Annotated in this window: 8 protein-coding genes and 1 pseudogene; 6 read left to right on the top strand and 3 right to left on the bottom strand. The window is 61.4% G+C overall.

The features are described 5' to 3' along the window. Positions 1-21: 21 nt before the first annotated feature. The gene (gene gbcA, locus LOY52_RS24830; RefSeq protein ID WP_027610658.1) at positions 22-1317 is read right to left on the bottom strand and encodes a glycine-betaine demethylase subunit GbcA; all 1296 of its coding nucleotides are present in this window, start codon (positions 1315-1317) and stop codon (positions 22-24) included. Positions 1318-1598: 281 nt separating this feature from the next. Here gbcA and gbcB point away from each other — a divergent pair, with 281 nt between their 5' ends. Then, positions 1599-2699, top strand: a complete 1101-nt coding sequence (gene gbcB / locus LOY52_RS24825; RefSeq protein ID WP_095187122.1) for a glycine-betaine demethylase subunit GbcB — start codon at positions 1599-1601, stop codon at positions 2697-2699. Positions 2700-2806: 107 nt separating this feature from the next. Here gbcB and LOY52_RS24820 read toward each other — a convergent pair whose 3' ends face one another. Beyond that, positions 2807-3631 (bottom strand): NAD(P)-dependent oxidoreductase, encoded by an 825-nt coding sequence (locus LOY52_RS24820; protein WP_258676834.1) that lies wholly within the window; start codon positions 3629-3631, stop codon positions 2807-2809. A gap of 165 nt (positions 3632-3796) precedes the next feature. Then, positions 3797-4837: a low specificity L-threonine aldolase gene (locus tag LOY52_RS24815; RefSeq protein ID WP_007913115.1), complete on the bottom strand. Its 1041-nt coding sequence runs from the start codon at positions 4835-4837 to the stop codon at positions 3797-3799. Between the two features lie 126 nt (positions 4838-4963). Here LOY52_RS24815 and LOY52_RS24810 point away from each other — a divergent pair, with 126 nt between their 5' ends. The 5 genes and pseudogenes from LOY52_RS24810 (at position 4964) to LOY52_RS24790 (ending at position 11834) form a co-directional block, all read left to right on the top strand. Continuing rightward, positions 4964-5674 carry a conjugal transfer protein TraX gene (locus tag LOY52_RS24810; RefSeq protein ID WP_258676831.1) on the top strand — a complete coding sequence of 237 codons (711 nt, stop codon included), beginning with the start codon at positions 4964-4966 and terminating at the stop codon, positions 5672-5674. A 272-nt stretch (positions 5675-5946) separates the two neighbouring features. Then, positions 5947-7200: a serine hydroxymethyltransferase gene (gene glyA / locus LOY52_RS24805; RefSeq protein ID WP_003228965.1), complete on the top strand. Its 1254-nt coding sequence runs from the start codon at positions 5947-5949 to the stop codon at positions 7198-7200. Between the two features lie 20 nt (positions 7201-7220). After that, positions 7221-8471, top strand: coding sequence for a sarcosine oxidase subunit beta (locus LOY52_RS24800; RefSeq protein WP_003206307.1), 1251 nt, complete (start codon positions 7221-7223; stop codon positions 8469-8471). 14 nt (positions 8472-8485) lie between these two features. Then, positions 8486-8815, top strand: a complete 330-nt coding sequence (locus LOY52_RS24795; protein WP_003228964.1) for a sarcosine oxidase subunit delta — start codon at positions 8486-8488, stop codon at positions 8813-8815. Further along, a pseudogene (locus LOY52_RS24790) lies at positions 8812-11834 on the top strand (sarcosine oxidase subunit alpha). The gene LOY52_RS24795 and the pseudogene LOY52_RS24790 overlap by 4 nt, the downstream one beginning before the upstream one ends. The last annotated feature ends 35 nt before the right edge of the window (positions 11835-11869 follow it).

The following is an 11869-nucleotide window of genomic DNA, read 5'->3' as shown; positions in this document are numbered from 1 at the left end:
GCGAAGCCTTTGCTTTTGCTTTTAGCCCTGAACCGGCACGCCCTTGAGGTACGGCGCAGGCTCGGCGCCGAGGTTGTTGAGCATCCGCTCGCTGTACCAATCCACGAAGTTGACCACACCAAACTCATAGGTCTTCGAGTAAGGCCCCGGCTGATAGGCGGTGGAGTTGATACCGCGCTGGTTTTCTTCGGCCAGACGCCGGTCCTGATCGTTGGTCGCGTCCCACACCTGGCGCATGCGTTCGACGTCGTAATCCACGCCTTCGACCGCGTCCTTGTGCACCAGCCATTTGGTGGTGACCATGGTTTCCTGGGCGCTGATCGGCCACACGGTGAAGACGATGATGTGATCGCCCATGCAGTGGTTCCACGAATGCGGCAGGTGCAGGATGCGCATCGAGCCGAGGTCCGGATTCTTGATCCGGCCCATCAGTTTGGCGCAACCCTGTTTGCCGTCCAGGGTCATCGATACGGTGCCCTTGAGCAGCGGCATGCGCACGATACGGTTGCGCAGGCCGAAACTGGCGTGGGCGTAAGGGATTTTCTCGGCTTCCCATGCAGCAGCAGACGCGGCGACGTGATCCTTGAATGCCTGATCGGCGCGCGGGTCGGTGACGTCGTCCCATTCCAGCAGGGTTTTCAGCAGTTCCGGGTGCGACGCGTTGCAGTGGTAGCACTCGCGGTTGTTTTCCAGCACCAGTTTCCAGTTGGCCTTTTCCATCAAGGTGGTGGTGATCGCCACCTTGGTGTTCTCCATGTCGTACGGTTCCATGTAGTGGTTCAGCGTCGACAGGAAGTCATCAATGGCCGGCGGATTCTCCGCCAGGCTGATGAAGATGTAGCCGCCGGCAGTCTTCACGTTCACCGGTTTGAGGCCGTACTGCTTCATGTCGAAGTCGGCACCCATCTCGGTGCCGGCGAACAGCAGGCGACCGTCCAGCTCGTAGGTCCACTGGTGGTAGTGGCAGACCAGTTTGGCAACCTTGCCCTTTTCGCTGGTGCACAGGCGCGAGCCACGGTGGCGGCAGACGTTGTGGAACGCATGCACCACACCGTCGGCGCCACGAATGACGATGATCGGGTTCTTGCCGACCTGCAGGGTCAGGTAGTTGCCCTTGGCCGGGATCTCGCAGGTCATGCCGGCGATCAACCACTCTTTCTGGAAGATCTCCTGCATGTCGATATCGAACAGGCGTTCGTCGCTGTAGAACGGCTGCGGCAGCGAGAAAGTGCGCTCGCGCTCCTGCAGCATCTGTGCGGTGGCCTTGCGTGCGGGTTCCAGCGGATCGCCCAGGCTGATTTTTGCGGTGACGTCCATCGATGTATTCCTCAAGGCCATCTGCGTGGCCGCGAAAGTGGCTGATCAGGGTTGCTACGCAAGGTGTAAAGAATTCGTCTTGGTGTGGGGCGAGTGTGGGGCCGACGCTGCCCGGAACCTTATCCATGGGCGACATGGTGCAATCTGTTCCCGACGCGCAACCCCCGGCGGTTGGGGGCTGGTCGCGATAAGTATGCCGATGTCGCGGATAGGTAAACGGACGGTTCACGCTATACGCAGAATCGCCACATGAAGGCCGACAGTCGGCCGTGGAGAACAGCATGTCCAACAGCTTCCTGAATCCGGTCACCACCCAGACCTGGGCCAATGGCCGACACATCGTCCGTTGCGTCAAAGTCATCCAGGAAACCTGGGACGTGCGCACCTTCTGCTTCATGGCCGACCAGCCGATCCTGTTCTTCTTCAAGCCCGGGCAGTTCGTGACCCTGGAGCTGGAAATCGACGGCCAGCCGATCATGCGCTCGTACACCATTTCCAGTTCGCCGTCGGTGCCGTACAGCTTCTCGGTCACCATCAAACGCGTGCCGGGCGGCAAGGTCTCCAACTGGCTGCATGACACCCTGCATGAAGGCCAGGAGCTGGCGGTACACGGCCCGGTCGGGCTGTTCAACGCCATCGACTTCCCGAGCCCGAAAGTCCTTTACCTCAGCGGCGGCGTGGGGATCACCCCGTGCATGTCGATGGCGCGCTGGTTCTACGACACCAACGCCAATGTCGACATGACCTTTATCCACAGCGCGCGCTCGCCGAAAGACATCATTTACCACCGCGAGCTGGAACACATGGCGTCGCGGATCGACAACTTCAGTCTGCACCTGATCTGCGAGAAACACGGCTTGGGCGAGCCGTGGGCCGGCTATCGCGGCTACCTCAATCACAAGATGCTCGAACTGATGGTGCCGGACTTCCTTGAGCGCGAAGTGTTCTGCTGCGGCCCGACGCCGTACATGAACGCGGTGAAGCGACTACTGGAAGTGGCCGGTTACGACATGTCGCGCTATCACGAGGAATCCTTCGGCGCCACGCCACCGGAAGCTCGTGCCGATGCGGTGGAGCAAGCCGAGCAGGCCGCCGATGCGCCGGAAATCGATGCGGCGGACCTGCATCAGGTCGAGTTCACCGCCTCCGGCAAGAGCATTCGCGTGGCCCCGGGCGAAACCGTGCACGCGGCGGCGGCCAAGCTTGGTTTGATGATTCCGAAAGCTTGCGGTATGGGGATCTGCGGGACGTGCAAGGTGATGAAGCTTGGGGGCGAGGTGGAGATGGAGCACAACGGCGGGATTACCGAGGACGACGAGGCGGAGGGGTTTATCCTCTCGTGCTGCAGCGTGCCTAAAGGCGACGTCAGAATCGAATTCTGACGAAATCCCCCCTGTAGGAGCTGCCGCAGGCTGCGATCTTTTGATCTTGTTTTTAAGATCAACATCAAAAGATCGCAGCCTTCGGCAGCTCCTACAGGGGCGGTGTTTCAATCCACGAACAAGTCAGGCATCAGCGCGGCGTCGCTGTCCGGCTCGAAGCGGTAATGCTTGAACTCAGTCACGCCGTATTCACGCAAAATTTCTTCGTCGATCAGCAGCCGTCCAGTGATCTGCCGCTGGCGGCTATCCAGAATCACATGCGCCGCATCTGCAATGATCGCCGGCGTGCGCGCATGCTTGAACGACTCGCGATTTCCCAGCTGAAACTCTATCGCCGCCGTGGCAATCATGGTCTGTGGCCACAGTGAATTGACGCTGATGCCGTAACTGGCGAATTCCTCGCTCATGCCCACCGTCAGCATGCTCATGCCGTATTTGGTCACGGTGTAGGGGCTGTATTGGGCGAACCACTTGTTCGCCAGGTTCAGCGGTGGCGACAAGTTGAGGATGTGTCCGGCGGATTTCTTCAGATAGGGCAGGGCGGCCTGGCTGCAGAGCAGTACCGCGCGGGTGTTGATCTGGTGCATCAGGTCGAAACGCTTGAGTTCGATGTGTTGCACGCCAGTGAGCTTGATCGCCCCGGCGTTGTTCACCAGCGCATCAATGCCGCCGAAATGTTCGTTGGCCTTGGCCAGCGCACTGCGCACCGCCTCTTCATCACGCACGTCCAGTTGCAGCGCCAATGCCTTGCCGCCAGCGGCTTCGACTTCTGCGGCGACACTGTGGATAGTGCCGGGCAGCTTGGGATGGGCTTTGGCGCTCTTGGCCGCAATCACGATATTGGCCCCGTCCTTCGCGGCGCGCAGCGCAATCTCACGGCCGATGCCACGGCTGGCGCCGGTGATGAACAGGGTTTTGCCTTGTAGCGACATGCCGATGCTCCTGCTTATTGTTATGTGAGCGGAGGGCTCGACAGACAATGTAGACCAAGAGTCATCGCCATCCCTGTAGGAGCTGCCGCAGGCTGCGATCTTTTGATTTTGTTTTTTAAGATCAAGATCAAAAGATCGCAGCCTGCGGCAGCTCCTACAGGGGAATCAGGCGGACATCACTTCGCGGATGTCGCGGGCCAGTTCGCGTACGCGTTCTTCTTCGGTGTCCCACGAGCACATGAAGCGTGCGCCGCCCTTGCCGATGAAGGTGTAAAAGCGCCAGTTTTTCGCGGTCAGCGCGGCGATGGCCGGTTCCGAGAGTTGCAGGAACACGCCGTTGGCCTGCACCGGGAACATCAGTTCCACGCCCGGAATGTCGCTGACCAGCTCGGCCAGCAGTTGCGCGCAGTGGTTGGCGTGGCGGGCGTATTTGAGCCAGGCGTCGTTTTCGAGGATCCCGACCCACGGTGCCGAGAGGAAGCGCATTTTCGACGCCAGTTGCCCGGCCTGCTTGCAGCGGTAATCGAAGTCTTCGGCCAGTTTGTGGTTGAAGAACAGAATCGCTTCACCCACCGCCATGCCGTTTTTGGTGCCGCCGAAGCACAGCACATCGACGCCAGCCTTCCAGGTCAGGTCGGCCGGCGAGCAGCCAAGGAATGCGCAGGCGTTGGAGAAACGTGCGCCGTCCATGTGCAGGTGCAGGCCCAGTTCCTTGCAGGTGGCGCTGATGGCGCGGACTTCTTCCGGTGTGTAGACGCTGCCGACTTCAGTGGCCTGGGTCAGGGTCACCACGCGCGGTTTCGGGTAGTGGATGTCCTGGCGCTTGAGCGCGACTTCGCGGATCGACTGTGGGGTGATCTTGCCGTTTTCGGTGCCGGCGATCAGCAGTTTCGAGCCGTTGGAGAAGAATTCCGGGGCGCCGCATTCGTCGGTTTCGACGTGGGCGGTTTCCGAGCAGATCACGCTGTGGTAACTCTGGCACAGCGACGACAGCGCCAGCGAGTTGGCGGCGGTGCCGTTGAAGGCGAAGAACACCTCGCAGTCGGTTTCGAACAATTGGCGGAAATGGTCGGCCGCGCGTGCGGTCCATTCATCGTCGCCATAAGCGCGCTGGTGGCCGTGGTTGGCCTGTTCCATGGCAGCCCAGGCTTCAGGGCAGATACCGGAGTAGTTGTCGCTGGCGAATTGTTGGCTCTTGTCGGTCATGGCCGGCTTCCGTGGTCGAGACTCTTGTGAAGGCTCGTGGTCAATGAGGGTGCGCACTTTACCGAAGATCTTCCGGGGAGCACACGGGATGTCGCTGTCAGAAAATTACCAGTTTGTTACCCGATTATGCACGTGACTAAACGCGACGGCGCGCTGGATCTGCTCAAGTGGCTGGCGCTGCTGAGCATGCTGCTCGATCACCTGCGATATGTCGGGATCAGCGCCGATTGGCTGTATGTGCCGGGGCGTCTGGCGTTCCCGTGGTTCTGCCTGGCGATGGCGGCGAACCTGTCCCGGGCCGGTGCGCAGAAGACCGAGTGGCGCTATCTGGGCTGGCTGCTGCTGTTCAGTGCGGCCAGTGAGATTCCCTACCGACTTTACATTCCTGATCCCGACACCTTGAACGTGATGCCCACCCTGGCGCTGGGGTTGCTGGTGGCACGGGGGTGGCAGGATCAGTCGCTACTGTCGCGGCTTTTGGGCGTCGGTGCGTTACTGCTGGCGACGCTGTTTTCGCAATGGCTGATGTTCGGCGTGTTTGGCGTGTTGCTGCCGCTGGCGCTGCTGTGGGTGCTTCGCTGCCGCTGGTATTTCGGCTTGCTGCCGGGATTGATTTGTCTCGCTGCCAATCAGTGGCAGGCGCTGTATGAGTCGGCGCAGTTTGGCAACTACGTGGCGGTGTTCGGCATCGCGGCATGCTTGATTGCGCCACTGCTCGGGATAGTCTTGTTGCGACATGCCGGATCCCTTCATCCATTGCCCATGCGCCGCTGGGCGTATGCGCTCTATCCCCTGCATTTCCTCCTGCTGCTCGCCATCCGTGCGGCATACACCTGACCCCTGTGGGAGCGAGCCTGCTCGCGAAGGCGGTCTGTCAGCCAACTTCCATGTCGGATGTGCCGGCCTCTTCGCGAGCAGGCTCGCTCCCACAGGGGATCTCCACGAATTCAATCGGTCATTTCGAGCCATGTCGTAAACGCACCTTTGTGTGGCGTCCGTAGGCATCTGGGCTGTCTGCGCCGGCCATACCATCGCATCAAAGGGCACCTCCGCAAGCCGCGTGCCTGACCAAGACGAAATGGCGCACCGACGCCGCTGGGAGAGACGCGATGTTCAGCAAGCAAGACCAGATCCAGGGTTACGACGATGCACTGCTGGCGGCGATGAATGCCGAGGAGCAACGTCAGGAAGATCACATCGAGCTGATCGCGTCGGAGAACTACACCAGCAAGCGCGTGATGGAAGCGCAAGGCAGCGGCCTGACCAACAAATACGCCGAAGGTTATCCGGGCAAGCGCTACTACGGTGGCTGCGAGCATGTGGATAAAGTCGAAGCACTGGCCATCGAACGCGCCAAGCAACTGTTCGGTGCCGATTACGCCAACGTCCAGCCGCACTCCGGTTCCTCGGCCAACAGCGCGGTGTACCTGGCGCTGATCCAGCCGGGCGACACCATTCTCGGCATGAGCCTGGCCCACGGCGGTCACCTGACCCACGGCGCGAAAGTATCGTCCTCGGGCAAGCTGTACAACGCGGTGCAGTACGGGATCAACACCGACACCGGGCTGATCGATTACGACGAAGTCGAGCGTCTGGCCGTCGAGTGCAAGCCGAAGATGATCGTTGCCGGGTTCTCCGCCTACTCCAAGACCCTGGACTTCCCGCGTTTCCGCCAGATTGCCGACAAGGTCGGTGCGCTGCTGTTCGTCGACATGGCCCACGTCGCCGGTCTGGTCGCTGCTGGTCTGTACCCGAACCCGCTGCCGTACGCCGACGTGGTCACCACCACCACCCACAAGACCCTGCGCGGTCCGCGTGGCGGACTGATTCTGGCCAAGTCCAACGAAGAGATCGAGAAGAAGCTCAACGCCGCGGTATTCCCCGGCGCTCAGGGCGGCCCGCTGATGCACGTCATCGCCGGCAAAGCCGTGTGCTTCAAGGAAGCGCTGGAGCCTGGCTTCAAGGCCTATCAGCAACAAGTGATCGACAACGCCAAGGCGATGGCCAGCGTGTTTATCAAACGTGGCTACGATGTAGTGTCCGGCGGTACCGACAACCACCTGTTCCTGGTCAGCCTGATCCGTCAGGGCCTGACCGGCAAAGATGCTGACGCCGCCCTCGGCCGTGCGCACATCACCGTCAACAAGAACGCCGTGCCGAACGACCCGCAGTCGCCGTTCGTGACATCGGGCCTGCGTATCGGCACCCCGGCCGTCACCACCCGTGGCTTCAAGGTCGCCCAGTGCGAAGTGCTGGCCGGCTGGATCTGCGACATCCTCGACAACCTCGGTGACGCCGACGTTGAAGCGAATGTGGCCAAGAACGTCGCGGCACTGTGCGCCGACTACCCGGTTTATCGCTGAGCGGTTTGGAGTAAATGACTATGCAACGCTATTCGGGCTTCGGCCTCTTCAAACACTCCCTCAGCCACCACGAGAACTGGCAGCGCATGTGGCGCACGCCGACGCCGAAGAAGGTCTACGACGTGGTCATCGTCGGCGGTGGCGGGCACGGTCTGGCGACTGCCTACTATCTGGCGAAAGAGCACGGCATCACCAACGTCGCCGTGGTCGAGAAGGGCTGGCTGGGCGGCGGTAACACCGCGCGCAACACCACCATCGTTCGCTCGAACTACCTGTGGGACGAGTCGGCGCACCTGTACGAACACGCGATGAAACTGTGGGAAGGTCTGTCGCAGGATCTGAACTACAACGTGATGTTCTCCCAGCGCGGTGTCTACAACCTTTGCCACACCCTGCAGGACATCCGTGATTCCGAGCGTCGGGTCAGCGCCAACCGCCTCAACGGCGTCGACGGCGAATTGCTCAACGCCAAGCAAGTGGCCGACGAGATCCCGTACCTCGACTGCTCGAAAAACACCCGCTACCCGGTGATGGGCGCGACCGTTCAGCGTCGTGGTGGCGTCGCCCGTCACGACGCCGTGGCCTGGGGCTTTGCCCGTGCCGCCGACGCCTTGGGCGTGGACTTGATCCAGCAGACCGAAGTGATCGGTTTCCGCAAGGAAAACGGCGTGTGCATCGGCGTTGAAACCAACAAGGGTTTCATCGGTGCCAAGCGTGTCGGCGTGGTCACCGCCGGTAACTCCGGGCACATGGCCAAGCTCGCCGGTTTCCGTCTGCCGATCGAATCTCACCCGCTGCAAGCGCTGGTGTCCGAGCCGATCAAACCGATTATCGACAGCGTGATCATGTCTAACGCCGTGCACGGTTACATCAGCCAGTCCGACAAGGGCGACCTGGTGATCGGCGCCGGTATCGACGGTTACAACGGCTACGGCCAGCGCGGTTCGTACCCGGTGATTGAGCACACCATCCAGGCCATCGTCGAGATGTTCCCGGTGCTGTCGCGGGTGCGCATGAACCGCCAGTGGGGCGGCATCGTCGACACCACCCCGGACGCCTGCCCGATCATTTCGAAAACCCCGGTGCCGAACATGTTCTTCAACTGCGGTTGGGGCACTGGTGGCTTCAAGGCCACTCCTGGCTCGGGCAACGTGTTTGCCGCGAGTCTGGCCAAGGGTGAAATGCACCCATTGGCTGCACCTTTCTCCATCGACCGTTTCCACAACGGTGCGTTGATCGATGAACACGGCGCTGCTGCGGTTGCCCACTAACAGGAGAAATCCCCATGTTGCATATCTTCTGTCCTCACTGCGGCGAACTGCGCTCCGAAGAGGAATTCCATGCATCCGGTCAGGCGCACATCCCGCGTCCGCTGGATCCGAACGCCTGCACCGATGAAGAGTGGGGCGATTACATGTTCTTCCGCGACAACCCGCGCGGTCTGCACCATGAACTGTGGGATCACGTCGCCGGTTGCCGCCAGTACTTCAACGTCACTCGCGACACCGTGACCTACGAGATTCTCGAAACCTACAAGATCGGCACCAAGCCGCAATTCACCGACAAGGCTGATACGGCGAAAACAGCCACGACGGCGCTGGGAGAGAAGGTATGAGCCAGACCAATCGCCTGTCCAACGGTGGACGGATCGACCGCAACAAAGTGCTGAGCTTCACCTTCAACGGTCAGAGCTACAAAGGCTTCGAGGGCGACTCGCTGGCCTCGGCACTGATCGCCAACGGCGTCGACATCATCGGTCGCAGCTTCAAGTATTCGCGTCCTCGCGGGATCTTCGCCGCCGGTGCCGAAGAGCCGAATGCCGTGCTGCAGATCGGTGCCACCGAAGCCACGCAAATCCCGAACGTGCGCGCCACGCAACAGGCGCTGTATCAAGGCCTGGTCGCCACCAGCACCAACGGCTGGCCGAGCGTCAACAACGACATGATGGGGATTCTCGGCAAGGTCGGCGGCAAGCTGATGCCGCCGGGTTTCTACTACAAAACCTTCATGTACCCGCAATCGTTCTGGATGACCTACGAGAAGTACATTCGCAAGGCTGCAGGGCTTGGCCGTTCGCCGACCGAAGTCGATCCGGACACCTACGACTACATGAACCAGCACTGTGACGTGCTGATCGTCGGCGCCGGCCCTGCCGGTCTGGCGGCTGCCCTGGCGGCTGCGCGCAGCGGTGCGCGGGTGATCCTCGCCGATGAGCAAGAAGAGTTCGGCGGCAGCCTGCTCGATTCGCGCGAAAGCCTCGATGGCAAACCGGCGATCGAGTGGGTGGCCAGCGTCATCGCTGAATTGAAGAACACCCCGGACGTGCTGCTGTTGCCGCGCGCCACGGTCAACGGCTACCACGACCACAACTTCCTGACCATTCACGAACGCCTCACCGATCACCTCGGTGACCGTGCGCCAATCGGTCAGGTGCGTCAGCGCATTCACCGTGTTCGCGCCAAGCGTGTAGTGCTGGCGACCGGCGCCCACGAGCGTCCGCTGGTCTACGGCAACAACGACGTGCCGGGCAACATGCTTGCCGGTGCGGTCTCGACTTACGTGCGCCGTTACGGTGTTGCACCGGGCAAGAAGCTGGTGCTGACCACCAACAACGATCACGCCTATCGCGTTGCGCTGGATTGGCTTGACGCCAGCCTGCAAGTCGTGGCCATCGCCGATGCGCGCAGCAATCCGCGTGGTGCGCTGGTGGAAGAAGCCCGCGCCAAAGGCATTCGCATCCTCACCGGCAGCGCCGTGATCGAGGCCCGTGGCAGCAAGCGCGTCACCGCTGCCCGCGTCGCCGCGATCGATGTCAAAGCGCACACCGTGACCAGCCCCGGCGAATGGCTCGACTGCGACGTGATCGCCAGTTCCGGCGGTTACAGCCCTGTCGTGCACCTGGCTTCGCACCTCGGTGGCAAGCCGATCTGGCGTGAAGACATCCTCGGTTTCGTACCGGGCGAAGCACCGCAGAAGCGTGTGTGCGTCGGCGGCATCAACGGCGTTTACGGCCTCGGAGATTCGCTGGCCGATGGTTTCGAAGGTGGCGCACGCGCTGCCAGTGAAGCCGGTTTTGCGGTGGTCGAAGGCACGCTGCCAAAAGCGCTGAGCCGTCTCGAAGAAGCGACCCTGGCGCTGTTTCAGGTGCCGCACGAGAAGGGCACTTCGCGTGCGCCGAAGCAATTCGTCGACCTGCAGAACGACGTCACCGCCGCCGCCATCGAACTGGCGACCCGCGAAGGTTTCGAGTCGGTCGAACACGTCAAACGCTACACCGCGCTGGGTTTCGGCACCGATCAGGGCAAGCTCGGCAACGTCAATGGCCTGGCCATCGCCGCGCGTTCGCTGAACGTGACCATCCCGCAGATGGGCACCACGATGTTCCGCCCGAACTACACGCCGGTAACGTTCGGCGCGGTAGCCGGTCGTCACTGTGGGCACATCTTCGAGCCGGTGCGCTATACCGCGCTGCATCAATGGCACCTGAAAAACGGCGCCGAGTTTGAAGACGTCGGCCAGTGGAAACGTCCATGGTACTTCCCGAAAAACGGTGAAGACATGCATGCGGCGGTGAAGCGCGAATGCAAAGCCGTGCGCGACAGCGTCGGCCTGCTCGACGCCTCGACCCTGGGCAAGATCGACATTCAAGGTCCGGATGCCCGCGAGTTCCTCAACCGCGTGTACACCAACGCCTGGACCAAGCTCGATGTGGGCAAGGCGCGTTACGGCCTGATGTGCAAAGAAGACGGCATGGTTTTCGACGACGGTGTGACGGCGTGCCTTGCCGACAACCATTTCGTCATGACCACCACCACTGGCGGCGCGGCTCGCGTGCTGCAATGGCTGGAGCTGTACCACCAGACCGAATGGCCAGAGATGAAGGTCTACTTCACCTCGGTCACCGACCACTGGGCGACCATGACCCTGTCGGGGCCGAACAGCCGCAAGCTGCTCAGCGCCGTGACCGACATCGATCTGAGCAACGAAGCCTTCCCGTTCATGACCTGGAAAGAAGGTCTGGTCGGCGGTGTGCCGGCGCGGGTGTTCCGTATCTCGTTCACTGGTGAGCTGTCGTACGAAGTCAACGTGCAGGCCGACTACGCGATGGGCGTGCTGGAGAAAAATCGTCGAGGCCGGCAAGCAGTACAACCTGACGCCGTACGGCACGGAAAACCATGCACGTGCTGCGCGCCGAGAAAGGTTTCATCATCGTCGGTCAGGACACCGACGGCTCGATGACCCCGGACGACCTGAACATGGGCTGGTGCGTGGGTCGCACCAAAACCGTTCTCGTGGATCGGCCAGCGCGGCATGAAACCGTGAAGACTGCGTGAAGGATCAGCGTAAGCAACTGGTGGGCCTGAAGCCGATCGATCCGAATGTGTGGCTGCCGGAAGGTGCGCAAACTGGTGTTCAACACCAAGCAGGCGATCCCGATGACCATGGTCGGCCACGTGACCTCCAGCTACGCGCACAACTCCCTCGGCTATTCGTTTGCCATGGGCGTGGTCAAGGGCGGTCTGAAGCGTATGGGCGAGCGGGTGTTTGCACCGCTGGCCGACGGCAGCGTGATCGAGGCGGAGATTGTTTCTTCGGTGTTCTTCGATCCAAAGGGGGATCGGCAGAACATCTGATGGCCTCAGGAATTGTGGGCGGGCGGCTATTCGCG

Origin of the sequence: Pseudomonas sp. B21-051 (assembly GCF_024748795.1) — a bacterium.
GTDB classification, from domain to species: Bacteria; Pseudomonadota; Gammaproteobacteria; order Pseudomonadales; family Pseudomonadaceae; genus Aquipseudomonas; species Aquipseudomonas putida_A.
The sequence above is the reverse complement of the archived record's forward strand: the minus strand, read 5'-3'. Positions and strand labels throughout refer to the sequence as shown.

Excerpts from the sequence above, each read along its gene's own strand:
- LOY52_RS24815 (WP_007913115.1), bottom strand. The coding sequence starts at position 4,837 with ATGACCGACAAGAGCCAACAATTCGCCAGCGACAACTACTCCGGTATC.
- LOY52_RS24810 (WP_258676831.1), top strand. The coding sequence starts at position 4,964 with ATGCACGTGACTAAACGCGACGGCGCGCTGGATCTGCTCAAGTGGCTG.
- LOY52_RS24800 (WP_003206307.1), top strand. The coding sequence starts at position 7,221 with ATGCAACGCTATTCGGGCTTCGGCCTCTTCAAACACTCCCTCAGCCAC.
- LOY52_RS24820 (WP_258676834.1), bottom strand. The coding sequence starts at position 3,631 with ATGTCGCTACAAGGCAAAACCCTGTTCATCACCGGCGCCAGCCGTGGC.
- LOY52_RS24795 (WP_003228964.1), top strand. The coding sequence starts at position 8,486 with ATGTTGCATATCTTCTGTCCTCACTGCGGCGAACTGCGCTCCGAAGAG.
- glyA (WP_003228965.1), top strand. The coding sequence starts at position 5,947 with ATGTTCAGCAAGCAAGACCAGATCCAGGGTTACGACGATGCACTGCTG.
- gbcA (WP_027610658.1), bottom strand. The coding sequence starts at position 1,317 with ATGGACGTCACCGCAAAAATCAGCCTGGGCGATCCGCTGGAACCCGCA.
- gbcB (WP_095187122.1), top strand. The coding sequence starts at position 1,599 with ATGTCCAACAGCTTCCTGAATCCGGTCACCACCCAGACCTGGGCCAAT.